Consider the following 18,277-nt stretch of genomic DNA (forward strand, 5'->3'; position numbering starts at 1 on the left):
TATGCACCGTCCTGGCCGATTGTCGTCGCTCAAAACCACCGCAATGGTAGGACGATAGGGCTTCGTCCCCGACCAGATCGATCCGATGAGGAGAAAAGATGATTGAACCGCCTTTTGCCCGCGCAGAGTACCAGCGGCGGCTCGGAAAAATCCGCGCCGAGATGGCCAGGCGAGGCATCGAACTCCTGATCGTCAACGACGTCGCCAACCAGCACTACATCACCGGCTATGACGGCTGGTCGTTCTACACGCCGCAGGTCGTGCTTGTTCCCATCGAGGATGCCGAGCCAGTCTGGATCGGCCGCGCCATGGATGCGGCTGGCGGGCTGCTGACGGCCTGGATGAAGCCGGAAAACGTCGTCGGCTTCCCGGAGGACCATGTCCAGCGCGCCGACCGGCATCCGATGGACTGGATCGCGGCCTGGATCGTCGCCAAGGGCTGGGGCAACCGTCCCATCGGCATCGAGCTCGAAGCCTATTATTTTTCGCCAAAGGCGCATGCGCGGCTCGTCGCCGGACTGCCCAACGCCAAATGGCACGACGCCGACCTGCTCGTGAACTGGATCCGCGCGGTCAAATCGGCGCCGGAAATCGACTATCTGCGCAAGGCCTCGAAACTGGCAGAAGCGGCGGTCGCGCGGGCCTATGACGTCATTGCGCCGGGTGTGCGCGAATGCGACGCGATTGCTTCCATCCAGGCGGCGCAGATCGCCGGCAGCCCGGATTTCGCCGGCGACATCACGGCGCTGCCGCCGACGATCCTCGGCGGCGAAAACGCTTCCGCCCCCCACATCATGTGGAGCGACCGGCGTTTCGGAAAGGACGAAACTATCGCGCTGGAACTCGCCGGCGTCTGCCGCCGCTATGCCGCAGGGCTTGCCAGGACCATGCAGCTCGGCAAGACGCCGACCCGCGTCGCGGACACGGCAAAGGCTGTGATCGAGGGCATGGATGCGGTGCTCGACACGGTACGGCCGGGCACGACCGCCGAAGCGGTCGAAGCCGCCTGGCGCAAGGTCATAGAGCGCTACGGGCTGAAGAAGGAATCGCGCATCGGCTATTCCATCGGCGTTGCCTATCCGCCGGATTGGGGCGAGCACACGATCAGCCTGCGGCCCGGCGACAAGACGGTGCTGCAGCCCGGCAATGTCGTCCATTCCATCCTGGGCATGTGGATGGACGGCTGGGGCATCGAGGTCAGCGAGACCATCCTGGTGACTGAGACCGGCAACGAGACGCTGACGAAGTTCCCGCGGGATATCCATGTCAAAACCTGACCGGCCGTCCTCGACGAGCGATGCCGCGCCCGACATCGATGCCGGAATTCTCGATCGGATGATCGAGATCCGGCGCCATCTGCACTGCCACCCCGAGCTGTCGAACCGGGAAGCGGGCACGCAGCGCTATTTGCGCGAGATGCTTGCAAAGGAAGGGATCACCGAAATCCGTGATGTGGCCGGCTACGGGCTTGCCGTCGACATCGTCGGCACCGGCCGGCCTTCGAACCGCAAGGTGGCTATCCGCGCCGATATCGACGCCCTGCCGATCGAGGAGGAGTCCGGCGTCGACTTTGCGTCCAAAAATCCGGGCGTGATGCATGCCTGCGGCCATGACGCCCACGCCGCGATGGGCTTTGCGGTCGCCGCGCATCTCAATCGCTCACGCGACAGTTTCGGCGGAACCGTTCGCCTCATCTTCCAGCCGGCCGAGGAAGATGAACCGTCCGGTGGGCGACGGGTGGTCGAGGAGGGGCTTCTCGACGACGTCGATGCCGCGATCTGCGTCCATGTCGATCCGTATACGCCGTCCGGCAAGGTGGCCGTCGGCCCGGGTCCCTACACTCTCGCCTGCGACACGTTCGATGTGCTGGTCACCGGCTCGGCGGCGCATGCGGCAAAGCCCTATGAAGGCATAGACGCGCTGACTGTCGCCTGCTCCATGGTTAGCGAGCTGCAGAAGATCGTTTCGCGTGAGACCGATCCCTATGATCCGCTGGTCATCTCGGTGACCGCCATCAATGGCGGCAATGCCTATAACGTCACTGCGGGCAAGGTCGCGTTCAAAGGCACCATCCGCAGCGGCAACGACGCCACTCGCGAGCGGGCCTGGCGCCGGCTTCGCGAGATGCTTGAACGAACAGCGGCAAGCCACGGCGCCAGCGTAAAGATCGACATCCACCGAGGCGAACCAGGCGTCGTCAACGATGCCGAGATGGCGGCCCTGATCATGGCCGGCGCCAAAGCCAGCATTGGCGCGGATAATGCTCTCAACATGCCTGGATGGAGCATTGCCGACGACTTCGCTTACTACAGCGAGAAACGCCCGTCGGTCTATTTCCGGCTCGGCATCCGCAACGAGGGGGTAGGGTCAGTCTACCCACTCCACCATTCCAGGTTCCGCATCGACGAGACGGCGTTGAAGAACGGCGTCCTTACTCTGGTTTCGGCGGCAACGATGTACCTGGCTGGACAGGAGAATTACGGCGCTTAGCCGATCCGCAGGCGCCTTTGTCGGATAAGCCGGTCAAAGGTATTGCGCGACCTTCTTGCCGACAGTGAGGAAGCGTAGCGGGTCGACCGCCTCGCCATCGTGGCGCACCTCGTAATGGAGGTGCGGGCCGGTCGAGCGCCCGCTGCTGCCGGTCTTGCCGATGATGTCGCCGGCGGCGAGCTTCTGGCCGACAGTGACGTCGATCTCGCTCAGATGTCCGTAGCGTGTGGCGAAGCCGTTGCCGTGGTCGACCTCGACCATGCGGCCGTAGCCGCCGGCCCAGCCGGCCCTGGTGACGATGCCGGCGGCCGTGACCTTGGCCGGCATGCCGATCGGCGCCCTGAAATCCATGCCCGTGTGCAGGGCGGCGCTGCCCAGGATCGGGTCCGTGCGTACGCCAAACGGGCTGGTCACTGGATGGCCAGGGGCGGGGTTGGCGAGCGGCAGCTTGCGCGCCTCCTTCTTGACTCCGTCAAGCGCGTCGAGCGCCTCGTCCAGTTCCTTGACCCTGCTGTCGAAAACCAGCGAGGGATCGAGCGGCACCAGTGGGCCGCCGACATCGCTCTTGTTGAGCTCGCTGTCGACCGGCAGGCCCGCGGCTTCCAGCGCCTGGGTTATGGCATCGGCATTCTTGTAGGCGCTGTCGGCAAGCGTGGTGATGCGCGAGAGCTGCTGGCTCTCGATGGCCTTCAGCGAAGCGTTGATCGAGACGAACAGCTTGTCGGCGCGATCGGCGGCCGTTTCAGCATCGAGCGGATCGGATCTTGTCGACCAGAGCGAGAAGGGCCTGGTGTCACCGGCGCTCAAGGATGCGACGGAATAGGTCGGCGCCTGAGAGAGGCTGCCGGTGACCTCTGCGGGTTCATCGCGTTTGGCCGCCGCGGCGCCTGCCGCGGGCGCGTCGCCGACCTCGTTCTCGGCGCGCTCGAGGATCGGGCCGAGCCGCCCGTGGCGCTCGCTGAGCTGGGTCTGCCTGGCCAAGAGTTCGCTGACCTTGGTTTCCATCAGCTGCTGGTCGAGAAGCTGGCGGCTGGTAATGCGGTCGACCTGGGCACGAAGGGCCGAGATGCGGTCCTCATAGGCCTGCTGCATGCGCGCCTGCCTGGCCGTCGTGGCGCCGATCAGGTCGTCGCGCAACACCAGATAGGACGTGGCAAGCAGATAGCCGATGGCGATCGCCGCCAGGGCCGAGCCGAGGAAGGCGGCGAGCCAGGGGCGGATGGTGAAATGCCTTATCTCGTTGCCGCGGGCGATGATGACCGTGTGCGGTTCCTTGCGCCTGCCGAAGACAGCTGACTGACCGGTTGGTTTCACGGGGACCAGGCTTTCGTTACGGGACCAACGACAAGCCTGATTACACATTATTAGGGTTAACAAAGGCTTGCCGGGTCGACCGCGCGGCGCCGAATGCACGCAGCACGGGCACGGGGTTGCGCGTAAATCTCCTGGACGCGGACGCCATGTCGCGAAATCGTTGGCGACGAACTCCAATGTTCTGCCAGGAGCGGCCTGTAGCTCCCAGAGTAAGGCTCGGGTTTCTTAACTCTGTTCGATTGCGTTTAGTTGACGTTTTTCGAGTAAAGGCGTGTTGGTGTTTGGGATTCACCGTGGCGGTAGGAATGCTGGACGATCTGGTTGGCAAGATCCTCGACAAGATTTCGGGCACCAGTCTGCTGGCGACCGGGCTTTTGCTGCTGACTGCCTTTGTCAGCGCGCTTGTAGCCTATTGGCGCACGGTCGAGGAGAAGAGCTGGAAGGAGTTCTTCGAGTTCGTCATCCCGCACGAGGTCATCACCCATCCCTCCGCGAAGGCCGACCTTCTGTTCTGGGTCACGAAGAAGGCCCTGATGCCTTTCCTGATGCTGCCCGCCGGAATCGTCTTCGTCACAGCGGTGGGGTATGGGACCAACTGGCTGTTTTCGACACTGCTCCACTTCCAGCCGCCTCTGACCGAGGGGCCGGCAGGGCCGGTGACGGTTCTGATCTTCACCGTCAGCATGCTCCTCGCCTACGACATTTCCTATTATCTCTATCACGTCGCGCAGCATCGCTATCCGCTGCTCTGGGAACTGCACAAGGTGCATCACTCGGCCGAGGTGATGGTCGGGATCACCAAGGACCGGGTCCATCCGCTCGACGAGTTGATGAACCGAGCCTGGGATGGCATCATCGTAGGGTTCTGCTTCGGCATCTGGTCGCTGATTTCGCTGAACCTTGTCGAACTGACCGTTTTTGGCGTCAACGTCTATGTCATGCGTAACATCCTGATGATGGATTTCGTCAGGCACACGCACTTCAAGATCTCGTTCGGCCCGCTCAACCATTTGATCCTGTGTCCCCACTGGCATCAGTTGCATCACAGCGTCGATCCGCGCCACTACGACAAGAACTTCGGGCTGCTCTTCTCGTTCTGGGACCGGCTCTTCGGAACATTGTGTGTGCCGAGGCCTGACGAGGACTTCACGTTCGGGCTGGTCGACCGCGATGTGCGCGACTATCAGTCGCTCGCAGGCCTCTACGTCATGCCGCTGAAGCGGATGTGGGGACATATCGCCAGGCGCATCCGGCCTGGAAAGCCACGGTCACGCACCTCGCGAGCGTCGGAGGGGACACGGCCATGAACGGTCCCGTTGTGCTCGCAATCCCGCGGACACACACCTTCGAAGTCGTGACGTCGGCGGCGCGCCTGGCCGAGATCGCACCGGCCTGGAGGGCGCTCTGGCAGTGGGCTGGCGGGCTTGTCTTCCAGCACCCGGACTGGATCGCGGCCTGGTGGCGCACCACCCCGCAGCAGGAGCGGCGCGCGCTCAGGATTGGGCTTGCCTGGAACGGCGACCGGCTCGATGGCGTGATAGCGCTCGCGACCTTCAGGCGTTCCGGCATCCGCATACTCGAATGGGCGGCGAAGGATCACAGTGACTATGGCGACGCGCTGGTTGCACCCGACAGCGACCCGCGGGCGATCTCCCGCCTCTGGCAGTATGTTTTTGACCAGGGTGGCTTCGACCTGATCTATCTCAACCGTCTGCTGCCGGATGCCGGTGTTCATGCCCTGCTGGAACCGGCTCATGGCAAGGCGCTTCGGCCCAATCACCGCACCGAAATCAGCTATCGTGTCGCTGGCTCCTGGCAGCGTGGGGCGGAATGGTTCGAGACGTTGTCCAAGAAGGGCCGGCAGAACTATCGTCGTGGCCGCAAGTTCATGGAAGAAAGCGGTGCATTGCGTTTCCGGCTGCTGGACTCGGCGGAGCCGCGAGAGCCGGTGCTCGAGCGCGTCGCGACGTTGAAGCGGCTCTGGCTCGCTCGCCATGGTCGCGCCTCGGATCTGTTCGATAAGGGCTCGCCGGTTCTTGCCGCGCTTACTTCGGTGCTGGCCGACCTCGGGCTGTTGCGCATCTTCGTGCTGGAGCTCGACGACACGATCGTCGCCGTCTCGATCAATTTCGAGCAGCACGGCACGATGATGGCTTTCGTCACCACCTATGATCCCGAATACGAGCGCGCCTCGCCGGGCATGGTACTGATGATGGACTATATCCAATGGTCGTTCGACCGTGGCCTCGCCACGGTCGATTTTCTCTGCGGCGGCGAGGATTTCAAGCGGCGCTTCGCCACGCAGTCAGTCACGCTGTCGTCCATGATGGGTGCGCGCGGTTTGCGTGGCCATCTCGCCGCGCTGGCCGATCAAGCGAGCCATCGTTCGAAATCCTGGAGGACGTGGCGGCAGCCGAAGGCCGAGGCACCTGACGAGTAACGACCATAATTGTCGATTGCTTTGGTGGGGGTTGGCGACGCTCAGAGCGCGCGCACGGCCTCGAGCACTTCTTCGGCATGGCCCTTGACGCGAACCTTGCGCCAGACGCGGGCAATGCGCCCATCCTTGCCGATCAGGAAGGTGGCGCGTTCGACACCCATATAGTTGCGCCCGTACATCGTCTTCTCGACCCACAAATGATAGGCCTCGATCACCTTGCGCTCCTCGTCGGCGACGAGATCGACGGTGAGATCGTGCTTCGCCTTGAATTTGTCGTGTTTCTTCACGCTATCGGGGGACAGCCCGATCACTTCGGCGCCGGCCTTCTCGAACTCCGGCTTCAACTGCGAGAAGCCGATCGCCTCGCTGGTGCAGCTTGTGGTGTCGTCCTGCGGGTAGAAGTAGAGTACAATGGGTTTGCCCCGGAGCGCGGCGAGACTGAGGGAGCCGCCGCCGTCACGCGGAAGATCGAATTGAGGCGCTGCGTCGCCGACCTCGAGATCAGCCATATCGATGCCCTTGTTTGCGGTTACGCGTGGGAACGCATCGATATAACGTGAGGCGGGGATTCGTCCATGACGAGTTCGTCACAACGGAAGATTACTTGGATCAGGAAGACCCGCAGCACGAGAAGATCAGGTTCAGGCGTGACGAGATCACCGACCTGGCGAAGCTCCCGTCCGCTTGCAGCGTGCCGCCGCTTGGCCGCGCGGTGGTGCGGCGGCGCTTCCGCGTCCTCGGCCGCGTGTTTGCCGGGCTTTGCGCACTCGTGCTTCTGGCGGCGGCGGGCGTCTATGTCCTGGGGGCCTCGGGCATCGGCACGGAACGGCTCCGGGCCGAGGCGGAGACCGCCATCGAGAAGCTGGCAGGGGTCGATGTCAATGTCACCGTCGGCGCGGCGCGGCTGACGCTGGACGGATCGAGCTTCATTGCCCTGCAGGTGAACGATGTCAGCCTCAAGACGGCTGACGGCAAGCCGATGGCCGATATCGGGCGGGTGCGTTTCGGCATGCGCCTGCTGCCGCTGCTTTCCGGCGATGTCCGGCTGACCAGCGCCAGATTCTCCAACGCCCACATCGTCGTGGCGGCCATGCCTTCCGGCGGCGGTGACTGGACGGCGGCGCTGCGCAACGAAAACGGGCTTGTCGACCCGGAGAAAGTGTCGGCGGCGGCGTTCGCAAGCGTCAACGACGCGCTGGATGCCGTGCGCGAGGACTCGATACGCCAGATCGACTTGCACAACGTCGAGTTCGAATTGCCGGACACAGGGCTCGTCAAGCGCGTGACCGTCACCTCGGCAACCGTCGCGCAGACCGGTACCGGGCGCATGCAGTTCTCCTACGATGCCGATGTCGACGGCCGGCACGCGACTTTGACCGCAACCGCGACCCGCGATGCGACGGCAAGGCGGATCGCCTCGCTGGATGCCAACATCGAGATAGAAGGCGCGGGCACCTCCGGCGAGGGTGGTTCGACCGAGGCTGCCCCCGCGGCCGATGGCGCCAGACTGGGTTCGATCGCGCTGCAGCTTTCGGGCTCGGAAGCGTCGGGCGACAGCCCGTCGCGGCTGGCGGCCTCGCTCTCGCTCACCGGTTCTGTGCTCGACCTGGACGAACGCGGGCTGCTGCCTCTCGACGTCGATGCCGATGCCACGCTGATGGCCGGCTCGAACAAGATCTCGGTCGACCGGCTGCTGATCAAGAACGGTCGCTCCAGCTTCGACTTTGCCGGGTCGATTGGGCCGAAGCCGGCAGCCGCCGGGGAGGAGCCCGCATACCGCTACGACCTGACCAGCGACGGCTCGACGCTGGCGCCCTCGGAATCGCCCGAACCGGCGCTTCAGTTCCTGGCCCGTATCGCAGGCGTCTATCAGCCGAAGAGCCGAAAGCTCGTCGCCGAGCAGATCGGCGTCCGGTCCGGCGGATCGGGCGAAGTGCTGGGCGCGGCCACCGTCGCCTTCGTCGACAACGGTCCTCCGGGCGTGTCGCTGTCGCTCAACGTTCACGACATGCCGGTCTCGCATGTGAAGCAATTGTGGCCATGGTTTTCGGCCCGCAATGCGCGGCTTTGGGTGCTGGGCAACCTGTTCGGCGGTACGGTGACCGACGCCAACCTGCAGTTCCAGGTGGTGCCGGGCCGCCTGGGCAACGGCGTGCCGCTTACCGGCGACGAAGTGTTCGGCCGTTTCCAGATCGAAGGCTCGCGCTTCGATACCGCCGGGCGCATCCCGCCGGTCCGCGACGCCGTCGGTGTCGTCGCGTTCCACGGCAACGATGTCGACATCGCGCTCTCATCGGGCAGCGTCTACATGCCGAGCGGGCGCACCGTGGCGGCAAGCGGCGGGACGCTGACGATCAAGAACGCCAATCGACCGATCGTGGTCGGCGGACTCGACATCGACGTCGCGGGTGAGGCGCCGGCGATCGCCGAGCTTGCCTCCTACGAGCCGATCAACGCCATGCGCCATGTCGGGCTAGCGCCCGAGGACCTGTCCGGCACCGTTACCGGCCACGTCAGGGCAGACATTCCGCTGACGAGGGGCATGGACACCTCGAAGCTCGATTGGCTGGTTTCCCTCGACTATCAGGACCTGTCGCTCGCCAAGTCGTTCGAAGACCAGACCGTTACCGAGGCGGACGGCTCGATAACAGTGGGGCCAAAGCAGGCGGTGATTTCGGCGGAGGCCAAGCTCAACGGCATTCCGGCTGAGCTCGATCTGGTCGAACCGCTCGCCGATGACGGGCCGGCGCGCAGCCTCAAGGTCACGCTGATCCTCGACGACAAGACGCGCAACGCCAGCATGCCTGGGCTGTCGGACCTGCTTTCGGGAACCATCAAGGTGGCGATCGACAAGAGCGGCGAAGACGCCCAGCAGGTCTCGGCGGACCTGACCAATGCCAGGCTCGACATTCCTTGGGCGGGGTGGAGCAAGGGCGCCGGCATTCCGGCCAAGGTCGCATTCAACATGGCGAAGTCTGGCAGCACAACCACGCTGTCGGATTTCGCTCTCGACGGAAAAAGCTTTTCGATCGACGGCAATGTGACGCTGGTCAATGGCGCGTTGTCCGCGGCCCGCTTCAGCAAGGTTGCGTTGAACCGAGGCGACGACGTTGCCGTTTCGGTCAAGCGCGCCGGTAAGAGCTACGCGGTCGACGTCAGCGGCGCGTCGCTCGACGCCCGCTCGCTGATCAAGCAGTTCACCTCCGATGTCGACACCGCCACCAAGGGTGCCGGCAGCGACGCGATCTCGGTGAGCGCCGATGTGGCATCGCTGACCGGTTTCCACGACGAGGTGCTTTCCAATCTGAAGCTCGAATACAGCGCGGCCGGATCGCACCTGAACGGGCTCAACGTCACCGCCGCGGCAAGCTCGGGCGCCCCGATCACGATCAACAACACCACCAGCGAAGGCGGCCGGGTGCTCAGGGTGAAGTCGGCCGACGCCGGCGCGATCCTGCGTTTCCTCAACGTCTACGAGCATATGGAAGGCGGCGCGATCACGCTCTCGCTCTCGGGCGCCGCCGACGGGCCGATGAAGGGACAGGTGGATGCCCGCAACTTCTATGTCGTCAACGAGCCCAAGCTGGCCTCGATCGTATCGACCACGCCGGCCGGCGATACGCGCAGCCTGAACGAGGCCGTCAAGGGCAATATCGATACGTCCAGGGTGCAGTTCGAGCGCGGCTTCGCCGAGATCGACAAGGGGTCCGGCTATCTGAGGCTGGCGAACGGCCTGCTGCGCGGTCCACGTATCGGCACGACCTTCCAGGGAACGCTCTATGATCCGAACAACAACATGGACATGACCGGCACCTTCATGCCGGTCTACGGGCTGAACCGGATCTTCGGCGAATTGCCGCTGTTCGGGCCGCTCCTTGGCAACGGACGCGACCGTGGCCTGATTGGCGTCACCTACCGCCTGCGCGGCAATGCCAACAAGCCGACCCTCAACGTCAATCCGCTGTCGGTGGTGGCGCCGGGTATATTCCGCTCGATCTTCGAATATAGGTAACCTTGATCCCGAAAAGCGGCCTCCGGTTTTCTGGAAGGACGGCGATCGGGAAGGACGGCGATCGAGAAGGCGCGGCCGATCAGATCGGCCGCACCAGCACGTGTTTCTTCTTGCCGAGCGAGAGCTTCACCACGCCTTCCGGGCCGAGGTCCAGGGACGTGACGATGCGCCGGTCGTCGGTCAAGGGCTGATCGTTGATGCGCACCGCGCCGCCCTGGATATGCCGGCGCGCTTCGCCGTTCGAGCCGGCCAGCCCAGCTGTTACGAACAGCGCCAGGATGCCGATCCCGGCTTCGAGGTCCGATTTGGCGACTTCGACGCTGGGCAGCGTGTCGGCGAGCGTGCCTTCCTCGAAGGTCTTGCGCGCTGTCTCGCTTGCCATCTCGGCCGCCTCGCGGCCGTGCAGCATGGCCGTGATCTCGGTGGCGAGGATTTTCTTCGCCTCATTGATTTCCGAGCCGCCGAGCTTTTCCAGCCGCGCCACCTCGTCCAGCGGCAGCGTGGTGTAAAGCTTCAAGAAGCGGCCGACATCGGCGTCCTCGGTGTTGCGCCAGTACTGCCAGAATTCGTAGGGGCTCAGCATGTCGCCGTCGAGCCAGACTGCGCCCGAGGCCGACTTGCCCATCTTGGCGCCGGACGAGGTGGTGAGCAGCGGCGTGGTCATGGCGAAGAGCTGTACGCCCTCCATGCGGTGGCCGAGGTCGATGCCGTTGACGATGTTGCCCCACTGGTCCGAGCCGCCCATCTGCAGCCGGCAGCCGACGCGCTTGTAGAGCTCGACGAAGTCGTAGGCCTGCAGGATCATGTAGTTGAACTCAAGGAAGGACAGCGACTGCTCGCGGTCGAGCCTGAGCTTCACGCTATCGAAGGCGAGCATGCGGTTGACGGAGAAGTGCCGGCCGACGTCGCGCAGGAAGTTGACGTAGTTGATCTCCATCAGCCAGTCGGCGTTGTTGACCATGACTGCGTCGCCGGGGCCGTTGCCGAACTTCAGGTAAGGCGCGAAATTGCGGCGGATGCCGACGAGATTGTCCTCGATGTCCTGCGGGGTGAGCAGCTTGCGCGCTTCGTCCTTGAAGGACGGGTCGCCGATCATCGAGGTGCCGCCGCCCATCAGCGCGATCGGACGGTGGCCGGTCTGCTGCAGCCAATGCAGCATCATGATCTGGATCAGCGATCCCGCATGCAGACTCCGGGCGGTGGCGTCGAAGCCGATATAGGCGCTTACCGTTTCCTTGGCGAAAAGCTGGTCGAGGGCGGATTCGTCCGAAATCTGGTGGATGAAACCGCGCTCGCTCATGATGCGCAGGAAATCGGATTTGAAGGCGGACATTTGTTCTTCCTGAGGTCGCCGGGCACTTGGCCATGCTTGATATGAAGGCGCGCGTTTAGCATCCAAGCGCGATCAGCAAAAGTGGTTTCCGGTTTTGCGTCCGATCGCGGTTCAACTGGGCAATCCAGCGATCAGCAAAAGTGGTTCCGGTTTTGCGTCCGGTCCCGTGCGGCACCGCTGTCCTTGCCTCACCCATTTTGCTGGCGTAATGAAGCGCCGCGCAAATACAGGCGCCATGCGGCGACGGGGCCATCCCGCAGTTTCAGATCGGACGAGCTCCCGCGATGAACAGGAACTACATTCTCCTCTTTCTGTTCAGCATCGTCATGACCGTCAGCGGGCTGGCCAGCCTGCCGCCGGTGGACCGCGACGAATCCCGCTTCGTCCAGGCGACCAAGCAGATGGTCGAGACGGGTGACTATGTCGACATACGCCTGCAGGACGTCACGCGCTACAAGAAGCCGATCGGCATCTATTGGCTGCAGTCGGCGGCGGTGGCGCTGAGCGGCGAGGGGGCGGCGGCGCCGATCTGGGTCTATCGCCTGGTCTCGATGCTGGGCATCGCGATCGCGGTCGTCGGCATCGGCTGGACCGGGACAAAGCTCTTCGGCGCCAATGCCGGGCTCGCTGCCGGCCTGATGATGGCGGCGATCTTCGCCACCGCCTTCGAGGGACGCGACGCCAAGACCGACGCGATGCTTCTCGCCTGCTGTGTGATCGCGCAGGGCGCGTTGGCCCAGGTCTATATGGCGGCCAAGCGCAACGAGTCGGTACCCGGGCATCTGCCGTGGATATTCTGGATCGCGCAAGGGTTGGGCATCCTGATCAAGGGCCCGGTTTCGCCACTCTTGTCGCTGCTCACGGCCGCGGCGCTTATTGCCTTCGACCGCGACTGGCGCTGGCTCACGAAGATGAAGCTGGTGCGCGGCGTCGCGATCGTGCTCGTGATCGTGCTGCCATGGCTGATCCTCATCACCTGGAAGAGCGGCGGCGCCTTCTTCCAGGAGGCGGTCGGCAAGGACATGCTGAACAAGGTGGCGCAGGGCGAGGAATCGCACGGCCTGCCGCCCGGCTTCTATATGCTCACCTACTCGCTGTTCATGTGGCCGTTCGGGCTGATCGCGGTCGGCGCCGGGCTGCAGGCGATCAACCGGTTCTGGGACGATCCGCGCCTGCGCTTCTGCCTGGCCTGGTACATCCCGTTCTGGCTGGTGTTCGAGGCGATCCCGACCAAGCTGCCGCATTATGTGATGCCGGCCTATCCGGGCATGGCGCTCTTGATCGGCTGGCTGCTCACGCTCCCGGCGGACCAGGCCAACGCGCCGCTGAAGCGCTGGCAGACATGGCTGTGGTGGGCGACGGCTTTCGGCCTTGCCGTGGTGGCGATCGGTCTTGCGGTGGTCTGCCTTGGCGCGCCGCTCTATCTCGCCAAGACCTTCTCCTGGTGGAGCATACCGGCGGCGATCGCCGCTCTTGTCACCGGCTATCTCGCTTTCCCCAGGCAGTTGCAGGTGCCGCTTGGCCGCATCGCCGCGATCGCGGTCGGCGCCGGGATCACCTTCAGCCTGCTGTTCGGCGTCATCGCGCCGTCGCTGAAGCCGATCTGGCTTAGCCCCGCGATCAAGACCGCGGTCGACGCCAACCGCCTTTGCGAGACCACCGTGCTCGCCTCGGCGAAATTCCAGGAGCCGAGCCTGGTCTTCCTGGTCGGCACCAAGACCGTGCTCACCGAGGTCGAGGGCGTGGCGCGGCATCTGCTCGACGATCCGTCCTGCGCGCTCGGCCTGGCGCCGATCAAGGACGAGCAGAAGCTTGCCGATGTGCTGACCGCCCAGGGCAAGTCGGCCAAGCGGCTGACCGAGATCGACGGCATCAACTATTCGTCAGGAGACAAGCTTGCGCTCGGGCTTTACCGGGTGGCGCCGTGATGAATAGCCTCGGGCATCGAATGCCCCTATAGACTCGCGCCAAAGCCATGTCCGCCGCGCCCTTTGCCCTTTACCGCCGCTCGCTCGGCAATTTCCGCGACACGATGTCGATCGTGATGCGACGCTTTGCCGTGCGGCCGGCGCGCTATCCGCGAATCCTATGGAGCGTCTGGCTCATAGCCTGGGTGCTGCTCATCATTGCGACCTTCCTGCGCCTCGACGCTGGCGCAGGCGAAATGCGCGGCGAATGGTCACCCGGCTTCGTGCGCTACACCGATTTCTTCACGCAGTTCGGCCTCGGCGGGTGGTACCTCATTCCGTCAGCGCTCTGCCTCGTCGCCGCCAATCTGACGGATTGGCGCGGCCTGTCCCGGCACGGCCGGATGCTGGTCTACAACTGGACGTGCTTCGCCTTCCTGGTGCTCTGCGCCGTCGGCCTGTCCGGTCTCGCGGTCAACCTGTTGAAATACGGCATCGGCCGGGCCCGGCCGCTTTATTTCGACAGCTTCGGCGTCCTGTCGCTGCATCCTTTCGCCATGGATGCGCGCTTCGCCGGCTTTCCCTCCGGCCATGCCACGACGATGGGTGCGGTGTTCGGCATCCTGCTGCTTTTGTTCCCGCGCCGCTGGTATATCGCGCTGGCGGTCACCGCCTGCATCGCTTCGACCCGCGTCTTCGTCGGCGCGCATTATCCAAGCGATACGGTTGCGGGCTTCGGCCTAGGGCTGGCGTTTGCTGTTGCCTCGGGGCTGGTTTTCGCCCGGCTCGGTTTCATCTTCGGCCAGACAAGCGCGAAGCTGCCGGTGCGCAAGCGGACATTCCGGCTGGCACCCTCCCGCGCGCCGAGAGGCAGGACTTCGATGGCCGGCCCGGTCGAAGGCGGCGAGATCGGCGCCGACCGGACGCCAACCCATTAAAGCTCTTCGACTGTACAGCTTTCCCGCTTAGCGCAGCCGCTTCGGCCGCGGATCCGCGAGTTCGCCGGCGAGGCGCCGGTCGAGATAGTCAGCGCATTCGTGGATCAGCAACTCGGCGTCATTGGCGAAGAAATGGTTGGCGCCGGGCAGCGTCTTCTGGGTGATGGTGATGCCCTTTTGCGTGTGCAGCTTGTCGACAAGCCCCTGCACGTCCTTGGGCGGCGCCACCTTGTCTGCATCGCCATGGATGATCAGGCCGGATGAAGGGCAGGGCGCCAGGAACGAAAAATCATAGGTGTTGGGCTGCGGCGCCACCGAGATGAAGCCCTCGATCTCCGGCCGGCGCATCAGAAGCTGCATGCCGATCCACGAGCCGAAGGAATAGCCGGCGACCCAGCAGCTTTTCGAATCTGGATGCAGCGACTGCACCCAGTCGAGCGCCGCAGCCGCGTCCGACAATTCGCCGGTGCCGTGGTCGAACTCGCCCTGGCTGCGGCCGATGCCGCGGAAATTGAAGCGCAGCACAGTGAAATCGCGCTTTTGGAACATGTAGAAGAGGTCGTAGACGATCTTGTTGTTCATCGTGCCGCCGAATTGCGGGTGCGGATGCAGCACAATGGCGATCGGGGCGCTCTTTTCCTTCGAGGGCTGATAACGTCCCTCCAGGCGACCAGCCGGACCGGCGAAAATGACCTCAGGCATAAAATACTCCACGTGGCATATGAATGCGCTAGCCCGGAACTCTTTCGGCCCTAACTGTCCTGCGGCCCCAAACCTTCTGTGGCCTTGACGCCGGGCGAGCGTCTTCCTAGAAGCTAGTTTAGAATTGTTCAAAACTGGGAGGCCGAAACCCGATGGTCCGGCCGCCCGCGCCGCAAGCCGGGTAAATAGGACGGCTTGCCTTGCAATTTCAAGGAAATAACGCGCTATCCTCGCGGGATAGTTGGCGGAAGGACGAACTGAGCGAAAATGGCCGCAACCCGCGCCTATCTCGACTACAACGCCAGCGCGCCGCTCATTGCGGAAGCGCGGGCGGCGATGGTCGCTGCGCTCGATGCCGCCAACCCATCATCGGTCCACACCGAGGGCCGCGCCGCGCGCCGGCTGGTCGAGGACGCGCGCCGCGACGTGGCGCGGCTGGTCAACGCCAGGCCCGAGCATGTCGTGTTCACCTCCGGCGCCACCGAGGCCTCCTCGACGCTGCTTACGCCGGACTGGCAGATGGGGCGCGGCGCCATCCGCATGAGCCATCTCTATGTCTCTGAGGCCGACCATCCCTGCGTCCTCAATGGCGGGCGCTTCGCGCCGGCGCAGGTGACGAGGATCGGCGTTGACAGCAACGGCATCGCCGATATCGAGGCGCTTGCCGCTGCGCTTGCCCAGCATGACAAGACAGCCGGCCTGCCGCTGGTGGCGATCCACGCCGCCAATAACGAGACTGGTGTCGTCCAGCCGGTGGGGCGCATCGCCGACATCGTCAAGGCCGCCGGCGGGGTGCTGGTTGTCGACGCCGTGCAGGCCGCCGGGCGGATTCCGCTCGATATGTCAGACCCTTATGCCGATTACCTGATCCTGTCCTCGCACAAGATCGGCGGTCCCAAAGGCGTCGGCGCGATCGTCGCCGCGTCCGACCTGATGATGCCGCGGCCGCTGGTCAATGGCGGCGGCCAGGAGAAGGGCCATCGCGCCGGGACGGAAAACGTTGCCGGGATCGCCGGTTTCGGCGCCGCCGCGCGGGCAGCGCTTGCCGGCCTCGGCAATATGGACGCCATCGCGCGCCGGCGCGACGAGGTCGAAGCCATCGTGACCGAACTGGCGCCGGACGCGGAAATCTTCGGAAATGGCGCTCAGAGGCTTGCCAACACGACATTCTTCGCTATTCCCGGCGTCAAGGCCGAGACGGCGCAGATCGCTTTCGATCTTGCCGGCGTCGCGCTGTCGGCGGGTTCGGCCTGCTCATCGGGAAAGGTCGGGCCAAGCCATGTGCTGAAGGCCATGGGCCATGGCGACAGCCTGGGCGCCTTGCGCGTGTCGATCGGCCGCGCGACCGGCGCCGAGGATATCGAGGCCTTCCGGGCCGGGCTGGCGGGCATCGTCGTGCGCCGGGCGGGTAAGGAAGAAGCCGCCTGACGGCGGCGAAGACGAATTCAGGCCCTGCGGCCTGGTAGAGTGGTGCGTTTTGTCCTGGCCGGGTGAATTTCCGGCGGATACGCACTATATGGAGCTTACTCCGCTGCGCACCCCTGCCGGGATGCGATCACAGCGGTGCCATAGTTTGAAAACTGCCGGGCCTTGACCCCGGCGTGGATGGAGAACGCTTATGCCTGCTGTGCAGGAGACGATCGATCGAGTCCGAAAGATCGACGTCGACCAGTATAAATACGGATTCCAGACAGAGATCGAGATGGACAAGGCCCCGAAGGGCCTGAGCGAGGACATCATTCGCTTCATCTCGGCCAAGAAGGATGAGCCGGACTGGATGCTGGAATGGCGTCTGGGGGCCTATCGCCGCTGGCTGACGCTGGAAGAGCCGACCTGGGCGCGCGTCCACTATCCGAAGATCGACTTCCAGGACATCTATTACTACGCCGCGCCGAAGAGCACGCCGGGGCCGAAGTCGCTGAGCGAAGTCGACCCTGAACTGCTCAAGGTCTATGAAAAGCTCGGCATTCCGCTCAAGGAGCAGGAAATCCTGGCCGGCGTGCAGAAGCTCGCGGCGGTGGACGAGGAAGCGGAGATAGGCGACAACGTCTACAAGTCCGGCCGCGTCGCGGTCGACGCCGTGTTCGATTCGGTTTCCGTGGTCACCACCTTCAAGGAAGAGCTCGCCAAGGCGGGCGTCATCTTCTGCTCGATCTCGGAAGCGATCCGCGAGCATTCGGAACTGGTCAAGAAATATCTCGGCTCCGTGGTGCCGACCTCGGACAATTTTTACGCGACGTTGAACTCGGCCGTGTTCACCGACGGTTCCTTCGTCTTCGTGCCGAAGGGCGTGCGCTGCCCGATGGAATTGTCGACCTATTTCCGCATCAACGAGAAGAACACCGGCCAGTTCGAGCGCACGCTGATCATCGCCGAGGAGGGGGCTTACGTCTCCTATCTCGAAGGCTGCACGGCGCCGCAGCGCGACGAGAACCAGCTGCATGCGGCGGTGGTCGAGTTGATCGCGCTCGACGATGCCGAGATCAAATATTCAACGGTGCAGAACTGGTATCCCGGCGACGCCGAGGGCAAGGGCGGCATCTACAATTTCGTCACCAAGCGCGGCGACTGCCGCGGCGACCGCTCGAAGATCTCGTGGACGCAGGTCGAGACGGGTTCGGCCATCACCTGGAAATATCCGAGCTGCATCCTGCGCGGCGACGATTCCTCGGGCGAGTTCTATTCGATCGCGGTGTCGAACGGCTATCAGCAGGTCGATAGCGGCACCAAGATGATCCATCTCGGCAAGAACACGTCGAGCCGCATCATCTCCAAGGGCATCGCCGCCGGCTTCTCGCAGAACACCTATCGCGGCCAGGTCTCGGCGCACCGCAAGGCGGCCAACGCGCGCAACTTCACCAATTGCGACTCGCTTTTGATCGGCGACCAGTGCGGCGCGCACACCGTGCCTTACATGGAAGCCAAGAACGCGACGGCGAAGTTCGAGCACGAGGCGACGACGTCGAAGATTTCCGAGGACCAGAAGTTCTACGTCATGCAGCGCGGCATCCCCGAAGAGGAAGCGATCGCGCTGATCGTCAACGGCTTCGTCAAGGATGTCATCCAGCAGCTGCCGATGGAGTTCGCCGTCGAGGCGCAGAAGCTGATCGGCATCAGCCTCGAGGGTTCGGTCGGCTGACC

The 18,277-nt window shown here is 64.0% G+C and carries 13 protein-coding genes; 9 read left to right on the forward strand and 4 right to left on the reverse strand.

The features are described 5' to 3' along the window. Window positions 1-98 precede the first annotated feature (98 nt). On the forward strand, window positions 99-1,277 hold the full coding sequence (locus EJ072_RS29405; protein ID WP_126082455.1) for a M24 family metallopeptidase: 1,179 nt from the start codon (window positions 99-101) through the stop codon (window positions 1,275-1,277). After that, window positions 1,264-2,490: an amidohydrolase gene (locus EJ072_RS29410; RefSeq protein ID WP_126082456.1), complete on the forward strand. Its 1,227-nt coding sequence runs from the start codon at window positions 1,264-1,266 to the stop codon at window positions 2,488-2,490. Before EJ072_RS29405 ends, EJ072_RS29410 begins: the two co-directional genes overlap by 14 nt. Window positions 2,491-2,523: 33 nt before the next feature. Here EJ072_RS29410 and EJ072_RS29415 read toward each other — a convergent pair whose 3' ends face one another. Beyond that, window positions 2,524-3,804 carry a M23 family metallopeptidase gene (locus EJ072_RS29415; RefSeq protein ID WP_126082457.1) on the reverse strand — a complete coding sequence of 427 codons (1,281 nt, stop codon included), beginning with the start codon at window positions 3,802-3,804 and terminating at the stop codon, window positions 2,524-2,526. Window positions 3,805-4,109: 305 nt separating this feature from the next. On the opposite strand from EJ072_RS29415, the gene EJ072_RS29420 reads away from it, so the two are divergent. Further along, entirely contained in the window at window positions 4,110-5,111 is a 1,002-nt protein-coding gene (locus EJ072_RS29420) for a sterol desaturase family protein (RefSeq protein WP_126082458.1), read from the forward strand. After that, a complete protein-coding gene (locus EJ072_RS29425) occupies window positions 5,108-6,244 on the forward strand; it encodes a GNAT family N-acetyltransferase (RefSeq protein WP_126082459.1) in 1,137 nt (378 codons plus the stop codon). The genes EJ072_RS29420 and EJ072_RS29425 overlap by 4 nt, the downstream gene beginning before the upstream one ends. A gap of 41 nt (window positions 6,245-6,285) precedes the next feature. Here the strand turns inward: EJ072_RS29425 and EJ072_RS29430 are convergent, their stop codons facing one another. Then, the gene (locus EJ072_RS29430) at window positions 6,286-6,753 is read right to left on the reverse strand and encodes a peroxiredoxin (protein ID WP_126082460.1); all 468 of its coding nucleotides are present in this window, start codon (window positions 6,751-6,753) and stop codon (window positions 6,286-6,288) included. A 95-nt stretch (window positions 6,754-6,848) separates the two neighbouring features. Between EJ072_RS29430 and EJ072_RS29435 the strand changes: the two genes are divergently transcribed. Then, a complete protein-coding gene (locus EJ072_RS29435) occupies window positions 6,849-10,256 on the forward strand; it encodes a DUF3971 domain-containing protein (protein ID WP_126082461.1) in 3,408 nt (1,135 codons plus the stop codon). A gap of 79 nt (window positions 10,257-10,335) precedes the next feature. On the opposite strand, the gene tyrS is transcribed toward EJ072_RS29435, so the two are convergent. Continuing rightward, a complete protein-coding gene (tyrS, locus tag EJ072_RS29440) occupies window positions 10,336-11,589 on the reverse strand; it encodes a tyrosine--tRNA ligase (RefSeq protein WP_126082462.1) in 1,254 nt (417 codons plus the stop codon). Between the two features lie 284 nt (window positions 11,590-11,873). Between tyrS and EJ072_RS29445 the strand changes: the two genes are divergently transcribed. Then, on the forward strand, window positions 11,874-13,517 hold the full coding sequence (locus EJ072_RS29445; protein WP_126082463.1) for a glycosyltransferase family 39 protein: 1,644 nt from the start codon (window positions 11,874-11,876) through the stop codon (window positions 13,515-13,517). A 47-nt stretch (window positions 13,518-13,564) separates the two neighbouring features. Next, window positions 13,565-14,434 (forward strand): phosphatase PAP2 family protein, encoded by an 870-nt coding sequence (locus EJ072_RS29450; protein ID WP_126082464.1) that lies wholly within the window; start codon window positions 13,565-13,567, stop codon window positions 14,432-14,434. Between the two features lie 27 nt (window positions 14,435-14,461). Here EJ072_RS29450 and EJ072_RS29455 read toward each other — a convergent pair whose 3' ends face one another. Further along, entirely contained in the window at window positions 14,462-15,136 is a 675-nt protein-coding gene (locus EJ072_RS29455; protein ID WP_095818525.1) for an alpha/beta hydrolase, read from the reverse strand. A gap of 267 nt (window positions 15,137-15,403) precedes the next feature. Between EJ072_RS29455 and EJ072_RS29460 the strand changes: the two genes are divergently transcribed. Then, window positions 15,404-16,564, forward strand: a complete 1,161-nt coding sequence (locus EJ072_RS29460) for a cysteine desulfurase family protein (protein WP_126082465.1) — start codon at window positions 15,404-15,406, stop codon at window positions 16,562-16,564. 190 nt (window positions 16,565-16,754) lie between these two features. Beyond that, entirely contained in the window at window positions 16,755-18,275 is a 1,521-nt protein-coding gene (sufB, locus tag EJ072_RS29465; protein WP_126082466.1) for a Fe-S cluster assembly protein SufB, read from the forward strand. The last annotated feature ends 2 nt before the right edge of the window (window positions 18,276-18,277 follow it).

This window comes from Mesorhizobium sp. M2A.F.Ca.ET.046.03.2.1 (assembly GCF_003952425.1).
Classification (GTDB): domain Bacteria; phylum Pseudomonadota; class Alphaproteobacteria; order Rhizobiales; family Rhizobiaceae; genus Mesorhizobium.